The following is a 15,741-nucleotide window of genomic DNA, read 5'->3' as shown; positions in this document are numbered from 1 at the left end:
CGGCGTTGCACAGGTGAACCGGGCTTCCGCAGGACCCGAACGGGCGTCGGGCTCCTGCGCAAGGCCCGTTCGCCTGCGGAAGCCGGCGCGGGCGAGGGGTTCGCCGCGCTCGCCGGCGGCCCGGTGGCGACCGGCGTTGCACAGGTGAACCGGGCTTCCACAGGAACCGAACCGCGGCCGGGCTCCTGCGCAAGGCCCGTTCGCCTGTGCACGCCCGGCGCGGGGCGCAGCCCGTCAGGGCGTGAGGACGAGGGTGTCGGTCGTCGATGTGTCCACGGCGTCGGCGGTGTAGGCCCACGGCGTCAGCTCGACCTTCTGCCACGACTCGACCTGGTCGATGTAGTTCGTGTGGAAGGCGTGGCCGCTCTGGCCGGTGAGCTGGTTCCAGCGCGACTGGTCGAAGTCTTCGAGGTCGATGACCATGCGCATCGACGGCACCGTGACCGTCTCGAAGCTCGAGCCGAGGTCCCAGCCGGTGGCGTTCACCACCGACGAGCCGCCGCCGGCCGGGAACGGCCCGCGGTTGAAGAGCCACTCGATGGGCGCGATGCCCGACTCGCCGAAGGTGCCGTTGCGCAGCGGCAGCGCGTGCAGCGAGCCCCAGTTCCAGCGCGAGGGGTTGTCGCCCTGCTCGTCGACCAGGCGCTCGTACGCGTCGATCGCCGAGCGCTTCAGCATGTCGGCCATGCCGTCGACGCCGAGCTCGTCGTTCGTCCACCACGGCGACGTCTCGTCGTCGAGCAGCGCGTCCATCACGAGGAAGAGCCGCCCCTGGCCGCTCAGCGGCGCGGGGGTCTCGCGCCCGTCCACGAAGACGTTCTGCGCGAGCGTGTCCCACAGCACGTTGGCGTACGCGGCCGCGGCCGAATCGGCGCCGTTCTGCGCGTCCCACTCCTGCAGCAGGGCCAGGGCGTCGTCGGTCTCGTCGTCGCCGGTGGTGACGTCGGCGTACGCGGCGGTCAGCCGCATGCCGATGAAGGAGTAGTTGTCGGCCTGGATCGCGACGAGGTCGTCGGCGGTGACCGGACCCTTCGCGATCGCCCGCTGGATCAGCTCGTCGATGCGGGCCGCGCGCCAGCCGTAGTCCCAGTCGCGGGTGAGCCCGTAGGTGTAGTCGGCGCCCACGATGGCGTTGTTCGCCGTGACGATGTAGCCCTCGGTGGGGTTGTACGAGACCGGCAGCTCCTCGAACGGGATGAAGCCCTGCCACGCGTAGGCCGAGTCCCAGCCGGGCTGCGGCATCGATCCGTCGCCGGCGCCGCGGATCGGCAGCTTGCCGGGGGTCTGGTAGCCGATGTTGCCGTCGACGTCGGCGTAGACGAGGTTCTGCGCCGGCACGTCGAACAGGGCCGCGGCACCGCGGAAGTCGTCGAAGTCCTTCGCCGTGTTGAGTGCGAAGAGAGCGGATGCCGTAGTCCCGGGCTGCAGGGCGGTCCAGCGCAGGCTCACCGCGTACTCGCCGGTGGGCGGCGTCGCGGGTGCAGCGACGGTGCCCGCGGTGCCGGTGAAGGGATCGTCGGCGATCGCCGTGAAGTCGTCGGTGAGCCCCGACACGATCGGCCCGTTGACGGTGGAGCGCACCTCGAGCTCGACGTCGTCACCGCCGGCGACCTTGAAGGTCTCGGTGCGGGTCTCGAGCGGCACCAGAGCGCCGTCGTACCAGGCGGAGTCGCCGTCGATCTTCTCGAGGTAGAGATCGGTGACATCGGTCGTGAGGTTCGTGAAGCCCCACGCGACCCGCTCGTTGTGGCCGATGATGACCCCGGGCAGACCCGAGAAGCTGAACCCGGCGACGTCGAACGGGCACTCGTCGGTGACCGTCGCGCACTTCAGCTGGATCTGGTGCCACACGCTGGGGAGAGAGGCGCCGAGGTGCGGGTCGTTCGCGAGCAGCGGCATCCCCGACTCCGTGAGGTTGCCCGAGACCACCCACGAGTTCGAGCCGATGCCCTCGCCCGCGCCTCCGACGAGCTCGCCGACGGCCTCGATCACGCTGTCGACCTCGGTCCACCGGATCGCGGAGGTGTCGGCATCCGTCTCAGAATCCGTCTCTTCCGCCGCCGCCTCGCCCGCGTCGGGGACCGTGCCGACGGCCGGCACGGTCGAGATCTCGGGCACGATCACGGGGTTCCGGTCGAACGGATACCCGGGGTAGAGCTCGTCGATCTGCGCTTCGGTGAAGTCGGGCGCGATCACCGCCCGCTCGGTCTCGGGCTCGATGTTGCTGCGGAGGTCCCAGGCCATCGCCTTCAGCCACGCGACCGAGTCGGCCGGCGTCCAGGGCTCGATCTCGTAGCCGGCGTTCTGCAGCCCCAGCACCGCGTACTCGAACGAGGCGTCGGCGCCCTGGTGGTCGGCGAGGTAGGCGTTCACGCCGTCGGCGTACGCGTCGTAGTAGGCGCGCTCGGTCTCGCTGAGCGCGTCGACCTCCTGCTGGGCGACGTCGTGCCAGCCGAGCGTGCGCAAGAACTTGTCGGTGCCGAGCTGCGACTCGCCGAACAGCTCCGAGAGCCGGCCGCTCGTGACGTGGCGGCGGAAGTCCATCTCCCAGAACCGGTCCTGGGCGTGCACGTAGCCCTGCGCGAAGAAGAGGTCGTGCGAGGAATCGGCCGTGATGGTGGGGATGCCGAGCTCATCGCGCTGCACGGTCACCTGCGCATCGAGGCCCGGCACGGCGACCTCGCCGCTCAGCTGCGGGAAGGATCGCTGCGCCGTGTAGGTCACGAAACCGACGCCGATGAGCGCGATCACCACGATGACGGCGATGATGCTGAACAGCGTGATGCCGATCGTCCGGCCCACCGACCGTCGCTGAACGGTGTCGTCGACGGCATAGGGCGAGGGCTGTGGCTTCAACATCGAGAGCTTTCCGGGCCGGGGCGGGGGATACGCGGTATCGGTCAGCGCGAAACCCAGTGCCGTGCGCTTTCGGGCCGCACGCACACCGTTCCGCATCGTAACCCCGACCGCCTCGCGGCGCCGAATCCCGTTCGTTTTTCGTGCAGAAGGCGCCGCTCCGCGCAGGACCCGGCCCGTCGGCGCTACCCGATGACGCTCGGCTGCAGGTCGCGAAGCGTGCGGAAGTGCGTCATCCGGGTCACCCCGATCGCTGCCACCACGCCGGCGCCGACGAGCCACGCGAGGAGCACCGCGAGGTCGAGCCAGACGCGATCGGCGCTGCCCCCGTACATCACCTGGCGCATGGCGTCCACGACATAGCCCATGGGCAGCACGTGATGCAGCGCCGCGAGGGGGGCAGGCAGCGTCTGCCACGGGAACGTGCCGCCCGCGGTCACCAGCTGCAGCACCATGAGCACGAGGCCGAGGAACTGCCCGACCGAGCCGAGCCAGACGTTGAGCGCGAGCACGATGGCCGCGTACGTGGCCGATGCGAGCAGCAGGATGCCGAGCGTCGCGAGCGGATGCGCGAACGAGAAGCCGAGAGCGAGCGAGAGCACGCCGAAGAGGCCGAGCATCTGCACGCCGCCGAGGAGCGCCGGCGTCGCCCAGCCGGCCAGCGTGATGCGGATCGGCGAGTGCAGGGCGGTGACCGCGCGCTTCGACACCGGCTTGACGATGAGGAACAGCGCATAGATGCCGATCCAGCCCGCGAGGGCGGCGAAGAACGGCGCGAGGCCCGCGCCGTAGTTCTGCGCCTGCGTCAGCGACGAGCGCTCGATCTCGACGGGCGCGGCGAGGGTGTCGGCCTGCGCCTGTCGCGTGTCGGCGTCGAACGAAGGGAGCTGGGCGGCGCCCGCCGAGAGTCCGTCGCGCAGCTGGGTCGCGCCGTCCTCGAGCCGGGTGATCCCGCTGTCGAGGGCCAGGGCGCCGTCGCGCAGCTGCGCCGCACCGGCGGCGGCGGTCGCGGTGCCGGAGGCGAGCGTCGCGGAGCCCGCGGCCACCGAGGCGGCGCCCGCCGAGACCTGCTGTGCGCCGCTGTCGAGCCGGTCGATCTGGGCGACGGCGCCCTGCACGCGGTCGTCGACGGCGGTGAGCCGGGCACCGACCGGGTCGAGCGCCGCCAGCACCTCGTCGATCTGCGCCGCGTCGAGACCCGCGTCGGTGAGCTTCGCGGAGATGTCGCCGCGCACCTGCGGCAGGACCGAGATGGCGTCAGAGGATGCCGCGCCCACCCGATCGGCGATCGCGTCGAGCTGCGCGGTGCCCGCGGCGACCTGCGACGCGCCGTCCGCCACCTGCGAGGCGCCGTCGGAGAGCTGGGCGGCGCCGTCCCTCAGCTGCACCGTGCCGTCCGCGAGCTGCGTCGCACCCGCCGACAGCTGCGCGGCGCCGTCACCGGCCTGCGCGAGACCGTCGACCAGCTGGGAGGCGCCGGTGGCGGCATCCGTCAACTGGATCCTGATGGTGTCGAGGGCATCGAGCATCGTGAGACCTGCTTCGGCCACGACCTTCTCGGTGATCGTGGTCTGGATGCGCTCGACCGCCTGCGTGCCGATCGTCGAGGCGAGGTAGTTGTTGGCGTCGCTGGTGTGCAGCACGATGTCGGCGGTGTGCGGGTCGCTCGTGGTGATCGACGCGATGGCCGCGGTGAAGTCCGCGGGCAGTTCGATCGCGAAGTCGTAGCTTCCCTCGTCGAGGCCGGCGTCGGCCTCGTCGGCGCTGGTGAGGTGCCAGTCGAAGGTGCCGTCCTCGATGAGCTCCTGCGCGACCTCGTCGCCGAGATTCCGCTCGGCGCCGTTCAGCTCACCGCCGGTGTCGGCGACGACGAGCGCCACGGGCACCTGGTCGAGCTGGCCGTAGGGGTCGCGGTTGGCCCAGAGGTAGAGCCCGCCGTACAGGATCGGCACGACCATCAGCGCGATGAGAGCGATGAGCGACATGCGGGTCGAGCCCAGGCGGCGGAGCTCCGCCAGGATCATCTGGGGGACCTTCATGCCCTGCTCCCCTTCGTCGGCACGGTCAGCCTGCGCACGCGAGGTCGTCCGAGAGGCCGGGACGTGTCGACTCGTTCGTCGCCCACTCGCTCACCGAGCGCGGGGAGAGCGACCGACTGCGACGCCTCGCCGGCGATCACGAGCACCGCGAATCCCCGCGCGGCGAAGTCCTGCGCGACCGCCCACCACGCGGCGGGCTCGCCGCCGTGGCGGTCGGGCGAGACCAGCACGATCCCCTCGACGCCCTTGCGCAGCACCGCCAGCTCGCAGAGCGCGCGCACGCGGCCGGCGGGGTCGACGTTCGAGACGGGGACGGATGCCTCGTGCCCGAGGTTCTGTTCGTCGAGCCAGCGACGCACCGCCACGGGGTCGGACCGGCGTCCGGCGAACATGAGCTCTTCGGCGGCGACGCCCGCGAGGGTGACGTTGGGCTCGGGCTCCGACACCTCGGGCGCGTCGACCAGGGCGACGCGGCGGCGGAGGGCCGAGGCATCCGTCTTCCCGTCCAGCTCGACGCGCCCGGTGTCGGGTCGCATGCGGCCCGAGGCGATGAGGCCGAGCACGGTCGGACGCTGCTCGGTCTCGGCGGCGACGAGCGTGAAGCGGCCGGACTCGAACGCCGTCGAGGTCACGGGCAGCGCGTGCTCGCGGCGGCCCTTGCCGACCGCGTCGAGCACGACCTTCACTCGGTCGCCTCCGGCGTGCCGGGCGCGGCCTCGGGTGCCTCTGCCGCGGTCGGCGCGCCTTCCGCCGCAGCCGGCGCGGTCGGTGCGGCGAGGATCTCGGGGTGGTCCGCGAGCAGCGCGGCGGCCTCTCGCCACGACAGCCCCGCGATGCTCAGCACCGAGCGCACGGCGAGGTCGCGCGCGGCGGGAGACGAGGCGTCGATGCGCGTGATGACGGTGCGCGCGGTCTCTTCGACAAGTCGGGCGAGCGTCGGGGCGGCCACGTCCGTGCGGAGCGCGTCGGCCTGCTGTCCCTCGCGCACGATGCGCACCACGGCGCGGCGGAGGGGTGCGAGCGCCGTCGCGGTCTCGTCGAGGTGCGCCTCGTCGAGGGCGATCGCGGCGAGCACCTGCACGTGCGCGGCCTCGTTCCACAGCGCCGCGGCGAGGCGGGCCAGCGCCACGCGCGCGTCGTCGTCGTCGATGGACCGCGCCACCGCGTTGAAGCGGGCCGCGCCCTGGGCGACGAGTTCGCGCACCAGGGCGTCGCGGTCGTCGAAGTGCCCGTAGAGAGCGCGGCGCGAGAGGCCGGCCTGACGGGCGATGGCGTCGACGGAGGCGCGGGGGTCGTGCGCCAGGGCGACGTGAGCCGCAGCGAGGATGCCCGCGCGGTTCTCGAGGGCGTCGCGCCGGGGTCGGCGCGCGGCATCGATGGGGGAGGTCATGTCTCCACGTTAGATAACTTGCACAGTGTTGTGCAAGTTATCGCGGGAGTTCAGAGCCGAGACCCAGGTTGCGACCGCGTCCGGGGCGTTTCGTCTCGCTGCGCTCGCTCAACGACCGGGGGACCGAGTCGGGGGCGTTTCGTCTCGCTTCGCTCGCTCAACGACCGGGCCCGAGTACCGGTCGTTGAGCGAGGGAGCGTCAGCGACCGAGACGAAACGCGCCTGCGCGACGAGCGACTCCGACCCGGCGCTTCGCTCGCGCAACGACCGGGGGACGGCGCGGGGTCAGTCGGTGCCGGCGTCGTACATGACCGACTCGGACGCGGCCTCGATCGCCTCGTCGAGGGCTTCCGTCGCGGCATCCTGCGTCTCGGCCCGCTCGGTGATCTCGCCGGCCTCGCCCTGCGTGAGGTGGCCGACGAGCTCGCCGGTCGCGCCGCCGATGAGGCCCTTCGACGCGTAGTACTCCAGGCGCACGCGCGAGTCGGCGATGTCGAGGTTGCGCATGGTGAGCTGGCCGATGCGGTCGGTGGGGCCGAAGGCGGCGTCGCCGACGCGCTCCATCGACAGCTTGTCGGGGTGGTACGACAGGCGCGGGGCGGTGGTGTCGAGGATCGTGTAGTCCTCGCCGCGGCGCAGGCGCAGCGTCACCGAGCCGGTGATGGTCGACCCCACCCACTTCTGGATCGACTCGCGCAGCATGAGCGACTGCGGCTCGAGCCAGCGGCCCTCGTACATCAGGCGGCCGAGTCGGCGGCCCTGCTCGTGGTAGGTCGCGAGCGTGTCTTCGTTCAGGATGCCGTTGACCAGGCGCTCGTACGCGGTGAACAGCAGGGCCATGCCCGGCGCCTCGTAGATGCCGCGCGACTTCGCCTCGATGATGCGGTTCTCGATCTGGTCGCTCATGCCGAGACCGTGGCGACCGCCGATGCGGTTGGCCTCGAAGACGAGCGCGACCGGGTCGGAGTACTCGACGCCGTTGAGGGCGACCGGGCGGCCGGCCTCGAACGTCACCGTGACGTCCTCGGTCTCGATCTCGACCGACGGGTCCCAGAAGCGCACGCCCATGATGGGCTCGACGGTCTCGAGCGAGACGTTGAGGTGCTCGAGGGTCTTGGCCTCGTGCGTGGCGCCCCAGATGTTGGCGTCGGTCGAGTAGGCCTTCTCGGCCGAGTCGCGGTACGGGAAGCCGTGCTCGACGAGCCACTCGCTCATCTCCTGGCGGCCGCCGAGCTCGGTGACGAAGTCGGCGTCGAGCCACGGCTTGTAGATGCGCAGCGCGGGGTTGGCCAGCAGTCCGTAGCGGTAGAACCGCTCGATGTCGTTGCCCTTGTAGGTGGAGCCGTCGCCCCAGATGTCGACGCCGTCCTCCTTCATGGCGCGCACCAGCAGCGTGCCGGTGACGGCGCGCCCGATGGGCGTGGTGTTGAAGTAGGTGCGGCCGCCCGAGCGGATGTGGAACGCGCCGCACGCGAGGGCGCCGAAGCCCTCTTCGACGAGGGCGGGCTTGCAGTCGACCAGGCGCGAGACCTCGGCGCCGTACTCCAGTGCGCGGCTGGGGATGGCATCGATGTCGTCTTCGTCGGGCTGGCCGAGGTCGCCGGTGTAGGTGCAGGGGATCGCGCCCTTGTCGCGCATCCACGCGACGGCGACGGAGGTGTCGAGTCCTCCCGAGAAGGCGATGCCGACGCGCTCGCCGACGGGCAGGGACTGGAGGACCTTGGACATAGCTCCCCAGTTTAGTGAGCGGCATCCGGATGCCTCTTCTCGATGTCGTCCGCCGCGCTCCGGCGCTTCTCGGGCAGACAGAAGGGCGGGTGCGCAGTTCGCAGGCACCCGCCCTTCGATCCTCGGTCCTGCGGCCCCCGGTCAGACGGCCAGCGGGCCGTGCGCGGCGGGCGCCCCGTGGCGCGTGCCGCGCCGCTCGCGGTAGCGGCCGACGAGGATGATCAGTGCGCCGATGGCCAGGAACCCGACGAGAATGACGCCGATGTAGGTCAGGGCCGACGAGTAGCCGCCCGTGCCGTGCGGGTCGAGGAACGGGTACGGGTACCACCACGGCGTGGTCCCGTCGGGGTTCTCGACGCGCTCGCCGCGGACCATCGTGTAGGTCGTCCAGCCGAGCGGGTAGCCCACCAGCATCGCGAGGGTCCACCACGGCAGTCCGCGCCGGCGCGGAGCGAGCAGCAGATCCAGGACGAAGAAGATCGGCAGCACGACGTGCAGCACCTCGGCGGCGTACTTGTCGAGCATCGCGATGCCCGCGGTGTCGCCGAGGGCCACGGCCGACGGCAGTCCGCGCAGCAGCGCGTTGTAGACCAGGCCGAGCAGCAGCACCGGCCCCGTGACCGCCGCGATCGCGAGCGCGATGCCCAGCGGCTCGCGCGACGAGCCCGGGTGCCGCATCGCCCATGACGCGGCCGCGATCAGCGCGACGATGCTCAGCAGCGTCGAGACGATCGTGAACAGGCTGAAGTAGTTCGCGAGGACGTCGCCGAGCCCCTGGCCCTGACGCGCAGCGCGATCCACATTGACGATGAACCCGGCGACGACCCCGGAGAGACCGGTGATCGCCGCGCAGATCCGAATCCATGCCCAACGCATTTTCCACCCCTTTCGAAATCACGCGGCTGCGTGTCGATGGCCCCGAGCAAAGATGTACTCGCGCGGATACGGCGCGCGGCCAAACGTTGGCGACGGAAATCGGCGGAAAACGCGCGCCAGGGCGCAATCGTTGTGGATAGTCGACAACGTGTCCCCCGTTTGGAGGACACGTTTCCTACAACCCGCTCTCGAGCCTGAAACCCCCTCAGGCAGCGGGTTCGGCGACCGCCTCGCGGGGCGGCTCGGCGTCGGGCACGAGACCCCGGCGACGGCCCCACCACACCACGAACGCGGCCACCGCGAGGATCGCGACGGCGATGCCCACGACGTAGGCGATGACCGACGGCCAGCCGCCGTCGTTGTTGGGGTTGAGGAAGGGGTACGGGTACCAGAACAGATCGCCGCTCACCGGGTTGGTGGTGAGGGGGCCGCGGACCATCGTGTAGACCACCCACACGATCGGGAACGCCACCACGGCCCAGAGCGTGCGCCACGGGAGCGCGCGGCGCAGCGGCCCGACGAGTACGTCGGCGAGCAGGAAGAGCGGGCCGACGAGGTGCAGCACCTCGTTCGACCACCACACCGGCTCGCTGCCCTGCGGCAGCACGATGTTGCGCAGCAGGACGTTGTAGACGACGCCCGTGACGATCATGTAGGTGCTGGCGCACGCGAGGGCGAGGGCCAGGCCGGGCGGCTCGATGCGTGCACCTCGCGGGCGCCCGCGGGTGAGGTGCCAGAGCGCGGCCCACAGCAGCACGATCCCGGCGAGGGTGTTCGAGAGGATGGTGAAGAAGCTGAAGAAGTTCGCGATCGTGGTGGCGACATCGCGCTCGAGCTCGATCGCGGTGCCCACCGACTTGGCGAGCTGGGCGATGATCGCGGCGAGGATGACGAGGGCCATGACCGCGCGGGCGACTGACCAGGCGAGCACCGCGGTGTGCGAGCGGATCATGGGCGTCAGGCTAGCGGACGCCGATCCGCGCGGCACGTCAGCGTCGCCGGACCCCGCGGGCCTTCGGCTTCTTCGCCGGCTTGGGTGCCAGCCCGATCGCGAAGACGACGACGCCGAGACCGGCGAAGAAGTAGCCGAACGTGGCCAGCGCGATCCGCTCGCTGTCGCCGCTCGCGATGATGAGCCCGTAGATCACGCCCACGCCGACGGAGTACGCCACGATCGGGATGAGGATGCGGGCGAGCCGGCGCTCCGGCCAGACGAGGGCGCTGAAGATCAGCCAGCCGACCGCCACGCCGGTGAGCGCGGTGTTGACGATCGCAGCCGCGAGGGCGGGGATCTCGCCGAGATCGGCGGGCCCGCGCACGCCGCGTGTCGGCAACGCGAGCGTGATGTCGCCGGGAACGGCGAGCCACGACACCACCGCGAGGGTCGCTGCGAACACGGCGGCGATCCCGCCGACGACGAGGGCTGTGGTGCGACCCGCCCGGTTCTCGCGGTCGATCTCGCGGAGCCGGGCCTCGAAGGCCGCGGCCTCGGCTTCGGCGGCCGCCTCGGCGGCGGCTCTCTCCGAGGCCTCCCGCGCGGCGGCACGGCGTCGGATCATCGTGTCGCAGCTCCTCGGTCGGGCCGGCGCACCGGCGGCTTCGAGCAGGCTACCGCCCGTGGGCACGGCGAACGCACGACGCTCAGGGGCTCCGCTCGGGCGAGCGACCGCTAGCACAGTGGGCTGCGGCATCCCACCCCCTCCGTCACCACATGCGCGCCTGTCAGCCTGACGGAATGACCGCCGCACCCGCCACCGCACCCCGCCCCGCCGAACGGGCCGCCCGGCGCGGCCCCGTCCTCGACGACTCGATCGGGCTCGTGACCCGGGGCTACGACCTGGGCGCCCATGTCTGGCGCCGCGTGCGGGAGGGCGGTCGGGCGGCGCCGATGCGCATGCTCGGGCGACGGGCCCTCTTCGTACGCGGTGCCGAGGGAGTGGCGCTGTTCTACGACGACAGCAGCATCCGCCGTCACGGCGCGATGCCCGCCCCGGTGCAGGAGACCCTCTTCGGGCACGGATCGGTGCACAGCCTCGACGGCGACGAGCACCGGCACCGCAAGGCGGCCTTCGTCGGCACGCTGTATGACGACGACGAGGTCGAGCGGCTGCTGCCGCTCCTCGAGCGCGAGTGGCGGCACGAGGGCGACGCCTGGCTGGGCGGCGGCGATCGCAGCGCCTACGACGCCGCCGTGGGCGCCCTCGGCAGGGCCGTGATCCGCTGGGCGGGCATCCCGGGGACCCCGGCCGCACAGACGCGGTGGGCCGTCCGGCAGGCGCAGATCGTCGACGGCTTCGCGGCGCCGTACTCGCCGGTGTTCCTCGCCGCGCAGCTGAACCGGTGGTGGTCGGACCGCCACGCCACGCGGCTGATCGAGGCGGTCCGCGACGGTCGCCTCGACCCGGCGGCCGGGACAGCACTGCGCGTGTGGGCGGAGCACCGCGATCGCGACGGCCGGCTGCTGCCCGCGAAACTCGCGGGGGTGGAGCTGCAGAACAGCTTCCGCCCGATGATCGCCGTCGCCCGCTTCGTGGCGTATGCCGCGCGGGAGCTGCACGATCGTCCGGAATGGCGGGAGCGGATCGCCGCCGAGACGGCGGCGCGCGGCAGCCTCGTGAACGGCCCGCTCGCCACGGCGTTCGCGCAGGAGATCCGTCGCACGGCGCTGTTCGTCCCGCTGCTCCCGGGGTGGGCGGTGCGCGACCTCGAGCTCGACGGAGAGCGCGTGCCCGAGGGCGGCCGGGTCGTGCTCGACATCCTCGGCACGAACACCGACGCCCGGTCATGGGACCGGCCGGAGGAGTTCGACCCTGAACGCTTCGTCGGCGTGGACGACTACGAGGCGCTCGCCGCCTTCATCCCGCACGGCGGCGGCGATGTCGCCCGCGGCCACCGCTGCCCAGGCGAGAAGCTCGCCATCGCCGGGCTCGCCGCCGCCGTCGCCACCCTGTCGGACCCGCGGCTGACGATCCTCGACCGCGGCCTCGAGGTGAACCGGCGGCGCCTGCCCACGATGCCGGCCTCGGGCGGCCGGGTGAGGAGCGCCGACGCCGAGCCGCGCGGGCGGTGCCCCTTCCACTGACCCCGGGTCGCGCCATCCGTTCCGTCCGAGGGGGCGCCGTGGCCGTCGTGGCCGGGTTGCGGCATCCGTTCCCGTCCTCGCCATGACGCGGAACGGCGCCCGTAAGCCGCCCCGATAGGATGGGGTGTAACCGTCCGATAACGGGGGAGTAGCCCATGCCAGGCATCGTGATCGTCGGAGTCCAGTGGGGAGACGAGGGCAAGGGCAAGGCCACCGATCTCCTGGGTGAGCGCACCGACTGGGTGGTCAAGTTCAACGGCGGCAACAACGCCGGCCACACGGTCGTGATCGGCGACGAGAAGTATGCCCTGCATCTGCTGCCCTCCGGCATCCTGTCGCCCGGCGTCAACGCCGTCATCGGCAACGGCGTGGTGGTCGACCTCGAGGTGCTCTTCGCCGAGCTCGAGGCGCTGCACGCCCGCGGCCTCGACACCTCGCGCCTGCGGGTGAGCGCCAACGCGCACATCATCACGCAGTACCACCGCACCCTCGACAAGGTCACCGAGCGCTTCCTCGGCAAGCGTCAGATCGGCACCACCGGTCGCGGCATCGGTCCCGCGTACGCCGACAAGATCAACCGCGTCGGCATCCGCGTGCAGGACCTCTTCGACGAGAACATCCTGCGGCAGAAGGTCGAGGGCGCCCTCGACCAGAAGAACCACCTGCTGGTGAAGATCTTCAACCGCCGCGCCATCACCGCCGACGAGATCGTCGACGACCTGCTGTCGTACGCCGACCGCCTGCGCCCGATGGTCGCCGACACCGGGCTGCTCCTCAACGACGCGCTCGACGCCGGCGACGTGGTGGTGTTCGAGGGCGGCCAGGCCACGATGCTCGACGTCGACCACGGCACGTATCCGTTCGTGACGTCGTCGTCGGCGACCGCCGGCGGCGCGGCCACCGGCTCGGGCGTCGGACCCAACCGCCTGGACCGCATCGTCGGCATCGTGAAGGCGTACACGACGCGCGTCGGCTCGGGCCCGTTCCCGACCGAGCTCTTCGACGAGAACGGCGACTTCCTCCGCTCGCGCGGCTTCGAGTTCGGCACCACCACCGGCCGCCCGCGCCGTGTCGGCTGGTACGACGCGCCCATCACGCGCTACGCGACCCGCATCAACGGCATCACCGACCTCGTGCTCACCAAGCTCGACATCCTCACGGGTCTCGACCAGATCCCGGTGTGCGTCGCCTACGACGTCGACGGCGAGCGGTTCGACGAGGTGCCCGTCAACCAGTCCGACTTCCACCACGCCAAGCCGATACTGGAGTACTTCCCCGGCTGGAAGCACGACATATCGGGCGCCCGCACGTTCGAGGACCTCCCGCTCGAGGCGCAGGACTACGTCCTCGCCCTCGAGGCGATGAGCGGCACGCGCATCTCGGTGATCGGCGTCGGTCCCGCGCGCGACGCGGTCATCGTGCGCCACGACCTCGTCGACTGACGCGTTCCGTCTCGCCTCGTTCGCTCAAGCACCGAAAGACGCTGATGAAGTTCTGGCTGGGCGGGTACACCGCCGACATGGACGGCCGCGCGAGCGGAATCGGGATGCTGCTGGCCGGCGCCGCCGACGACGCCTCCGCGGGTGGCGCACTGGCGTTCGCGGGCGAGGTCGCCACCGCCGACTCCCCGTCGTGGGTCACACCGCACCCCGGCTCGCCGACCCTGGACCGGGGCGACGTCGTCTACGCGGCGCTCGAGGCGCGGCAGCAGGTGCAGGCCTTCCGCCGCACCGGCGAGAGCGCCTTCACGCCCCTCGGCACCCCCGTCGACGCCGGCGAGGCGGTGTGCCACGTGGCGGTCGAGCCCGAAGGCCGCTTCCTCGTCGCGAGCTGCTGGGGCGACGGCCGCGTGGTGAGGATGGACCTGGATGCCGCGGGCCGGCCCTCGTCGCCGGTCGTCGCCGCGTCGGCGGTCGACCCCTACGGGCCCGACGCCGCCGAGTCCCGCGCCGGCGACCTGGACCTCGCTGCGGCCGCCCGCGCGCTGCGGGAGGCGGCCGGCGCGGAGTATGCGCACCTCGTGCCCGACCATGACCGTGACGACGCCGAGCCCGCGGCGGGCACCGAGGACGGGGCACCCGTCTCCCGCCCGTCCCGCGCGCACCAGGCGGCCTTCCTCCCGGGCGGGCTCATCGCCACGACCGACCTGGGCCTCGACCTCGTCCGCTTCTGGCGCGACGGCGCCCGCGGGCTGCGGCTCGTGCAGGAGGTGGCGCTGCCCAAGGGCAGCGGACCGCGCCACATGGTGTGGCACCCGAGCGGCCACCTGTACGTCGTGACCGAGCTGTCGTGCGAGCTCTTCGTCGTCGCCCCTGCGGCCGACGGCACCTGGCACCTCGTGGGCGGCACGCCCCTCGGGGCCGGCACGCTCCCGGGTGACAGCGCAGCGGAGCTCGCCGCCTCGCGCGACGGCGAGTTCCTCTACGCTGGCGTGCGCGGCAGCAACACCATGGCGACGCTGCGCGTGCGCGGCGCCGGCGAGGCCGTGGCGCCCGTCGCCCTCGTCGACGCGGGCGTCGACTGGCCGCGGCACCACCTGGTCGTGCGCGACACCCTCCTGGTGGCAGGACAGCGTTCCGACGAGGTCGCCTCGCTCACGCTCGATCTGCGCACCGGGGTGCCCGGGCGCGTGCGGCACCGCACGGCAGCGCCGTCTCCGACGTGCATCGTGCCCGTCCGCTGACCGCCGGACCTGGAGGCCGCCCGGACGGGCGAGACCTCACGAAAGCACCTCATGCCCGGTCAGCACGGTGCGTGCGCGCGGTCTCGTGCCGCCGGTCGGCGGCGAGCCGGTGCCGGATGCCGGTCGGGGCGGCCGGTCGCGGTTGTATAGCCTGGTCGGGCGAAGAAAGGCGGGTATGAGCGCGAACACGACGCCCAGCGGTCCGGCGCAGGTGCGCCTGCTGGCGTTCAACGGCTTCGTGTGGATCTTCGGCCTCGTGGTGATCGTGATCATCGGCGTCGTGCAGTTCACCGACGCCGGCGAGGCGGCGTCGGTGCCCGAGGAGTTCCGCTACGACCCCTGGCTCAATCCCGACCCGGTGCTCGCGGACGACGAGGGCGACGGCGTCTACAGCGGTGCCGACGGTGCGATGATCTCGCTCGACGGCCTCGACCCCGCCCAGCCGTTCCTCCTCACCGAGCTCGACGACACCTATGTCGGGGGCGTCACGGTCACCGGTCCCGGCGGGACGACGCTGACGGAGGGCCCGTACGGCGGTCCGCCCGAGTTCACGTCGTACCTCCCCGGCGACGGCCAATGGGTGCTCGTGCCGCAGGCCGATGTCGAGCTGTGGGTCGACGGCTTCAGCGACGAGCGCTGGCGGCTGCAGCTCACGACGCCGCCGGTCGAGCGCCGGTCGGGCACGGTGAGCGGCTTCGGGCCGGCCGTGTTCCTGCTCGACGGCGACGCCACCACCGCCCGTGTCAGCACCCGCGGCGAGGGTTCGGTGTACATCGAGACCGTGACGACCAGCGGAGTGACCGAGGTCTTCAGCGAGTACGACCCGACCGACCGCTCGATCGCGTGGGACGACAGCGAACTGGTGCTCTTCGTGATCGACGCCTGGGAGGAGGCGGGCTGGAGCATCGAGTTCCCCACCGCCGCGACCCCCGCACCGACCTCTGGCGCCACCGACCAGGGCGCCACGCCCGCCGCTCAGCCGACGCAGGCGGCGCCGTGAGGGCGGGTCTCGAGCGCATCCGGCGGTTCTCGATCGCGGTGTGGGTGCTGGGCACCGTCGTCGTCGCGGTGATCGCGCTGATCGTGC

Annotated in this window: 12 protein-coding genes; 4 read left to right on the top strand and 8 right to left on the bottom strand. The window is 71.9% G+C overall.

What is annotated here, in order from left to right; all coding sequences use genetic code 11:
- Positions 1–234: 234 nt before the first annotated feature.
- The 8 genes from R8Z57_RS17365 to R8Z57_RS17330 form a co-directional block, all read right to left on the bottom strand.
- Positions 235–2,859: a penicillin acylase family protein gene (locus R8Z57_RS17365; RefSeq protein ID WP_318355043.1), complete on the bottom strand. Its 2,625-nt coding sequence runs from the start codon at positions 2,857–2,859 to the stop codon at positions 235–237.
- Between the two features lie 182 nt (positions 2,860–3,041).
- A complete protein-coding gene (locus R8Z57_RS17360) occupies positions 3,042–4,895 on the bottom strand; it encodes a YhgE/Pip domain-containing protein (protein ID WP_318355042.1) in 1,854 nt (617 codons plus the stop codon).
- The gene (locus R8Z57_RS17355; RefSeq protein WP_318355041.1) at positions 4,892–5,581 is read right to left on the bottom strand and encodes a hypothetical protein; all 690 of its coding nucleotides are present in this window, start codon (positions 5,579–5,581) and stop codon (positions 4,892–4,894) included. Before R8Z57_RS17355 ends, R8Z57_RS17360 begins: the two co-directional genes overlap by 4 nt.
- A complete protein-coding gene (locus tag R8Z57_RS17350; protein ID WP_318355040.1) occupies positions 5,578–6,285 on the bottom strand; it encodes a helix-turn-helix domain-containing protein in 708 nt (235 codons plus the stop codon). The genes R8Z57_RS17355 and R8Z57_RS17350 overlap by 4 nt, the downstream gene beginning before the upstream one ends.
- 285 nt (positions 6,286–6,570) lie before the next feature.
- A complete protein-coding gene (argG, locus tag R8Z57_RS17345; protein WP_318355039.1) occupies positions 6,571–8,013 on the bottom strand; it encodes an argininosuccinate synthase in 1,443 nt (480 codons plus the stop codon).
- 141 nt (positions 8,014–8,154) lie between these two features.
- Positions 8,155–8,889 (bottom strand): Pr6Pr family membrane protein, encoded by a 735-nt coding sequence (locus R8Z57_RS17340; protein WP_318355038.1) that lies wholly within the window; start codon positions 8,887–8,889, stop codon positions 8,155–8,157.
- 205 nt (positions 8,890–9,094) lie between these two features.
- Positions 9,095–9,841 (bottom strand): Pr6Pr family membrane protein, encoded by a 747-nt coding sequence (locus tag R8Z57_RS17335; RefSeq protein WP_318355037.1) that lies wholly within the window; start codon positions 9,839–9,841, stop codon positions 9,095–9,097.
- Between the two features lie 37 nt (positions 9,842–9,878).
- Positions 9,879–10,448: a hypothetical protein gene (locus R8Z57_RS17330; protein WP_318355036.1), complete on the bottom strand. Its 570-nt coding sequence runs from the start codon at positions 10,446–10,448 to the stop codon at positions 9,879–9,881.
- A gap of 176 nt (positions 10,449–10,624) precedes the next feature.
- Between R8Z57_RS17330 and R8Z57_RS17325 the strand changes: the two genes are divergently transcribed.
- The 4 genes from R8Z57_RS17325 to R8Z57_RS17310 all read left to right on the top strand — a co-directional run bounded on the left by R8Z57_RS17325 (position 10,625) and on the right by R8Z57_RS17310 (position 15,654).
- A complete protein-coding gene (locus R8Z57_RS17325; protein WP_318355035.1) occupies positions 10,625–11,971 on the top strand; it encodes a cytochrome P450 in 1,347 nt (448 codons plus the stop codon).
- 155 nt (positions 11,972–12,126) lie between these two features.
- A complete protein-coding gene (locus R8Z57_RS17320; RefSeq protein ID WP_318355034.1) occupies positions 12,127–13,413 on the top strand; it encodes an adenylosuccinate synthase in 1,287 nt (428 codons plus the stop codon).
- 44 nt (positions 13,414–13,457) lie between these two features.
- The gene (locus R8Z57_RS17315; RefSeq protein WP_318355033.1) at positions 13,458–14,654 is read left to right on the top strand and encodes a lactonase family protein; all 1,197 of its coding nucleotides are present in this window, start codon (positions 13,458–13,460) and stop codon (positions 14,652–14,654) included.
- A 175-nt stretch (positions 14,655–14,829) separates the two neighbouring features.
- Positions 14,830–15,654, top strand: coding sequence for a hypothetical protein (locus tag R8Z57_RS17310; protein ID WP_318355032.1), 825 nt, complete (start codon positions 14,830–14,832; stop codon positions 15,652–15,654).
- Positions 15,655–15,741 lie beyond the last annotated feature (87 nt).

It is taken from the genome of Microbacterium sp. M3, from assembly GCF_033548675.1.
Classification (GTDB): Bacteria; Actinomycetota; Actinomycetes; order Actinomycetales; family Microbacteriaceae; genus Microbacterium; species Microbacterium arthrosphaerae.
The sequence above is the reverse complement of the archived record's forward strand: the minus strand, read 5'-3'. Positions and strand labels throughout refer to the sequence as shown.

Coding starts and splice junctions, on each gene's coding strand:
- R8Z57_RS17330 (WP_318355036.1), bottom strand. CDS start 10,448: ATGATCCGACGCCGTGCCGCCGCGCGGGAGGCCTCGGAGAGAGCCGCC.
- R8Z57_RS17320 (WP_318355034.1), top strand. CDS start 12,127: ATGCCAGGCATCGTGATCGTCGGAGTCCAGTGGGGAGACGAGGGCAAG.
- R8Z57_RS17365 (WP_318355043.1), bottom strand. CDS start 2,859: ATGTTGAAGCCACAGCCCTCGCCCTATGCCGTCGACGACACCGTTCAG.
- argG (WP_318355039.1), bottom strand. CDS start 8,013: ATGTCCAAGGTCCTCCAGTCCCTGCCCGTCGGCGAGCGCGTCGGCATC.
- R8Z57_RS17335 (WP_318355037.1), bottom strand. CDS start 9,841: ATGATCCGCTCGCACACCGCGGTGCTCGCCTGGTCAGTCGCCCGCGCG.
- R8Z57_RS17325 (WP_318355035.1), top strand. CDS start 10,625: ATGACCGCCGCACCCGCCACCGCACCCCGCCCCGCCGAACGGGCCGCC.
- R8Z57_RS17340 (WP_318355038.1), bottom strand. CDS start 8,889: ATGCGTTGGGCATGGATTCGGATCTGCGCGGCGATCACCGGTCTCTCC.
- R8Z57_RS17315 (WP_318355033.1), top strand. CDS start 13,458: ATGAAGTTCTGGCTGGGCGGGTACACCGCCGACATGGACGGCCGCGCG.
- R8Z57_RS17350 (WP_318355040.1), bottom strand. CDS start 6,285: ATGACCTCCCCCATCGATGCCGCGCGCCGACCCCGGCGCGACGCCCTC.
- R8Z57_RS17360 (WP_318355042.1), bottom strand. CDS start 4,895: ATGAAGGTCCCCCAGATGATCCTGGCGGAGCTCCGCCGCCTGGGCTCG.
- R8Z57_RS17310 (WP_318355032.1), top strand. CDS start 14,830: ATGAGCGCGAACACGACGCCCAGCGGTCCGGCGCAGGTGCGCCTGCTG.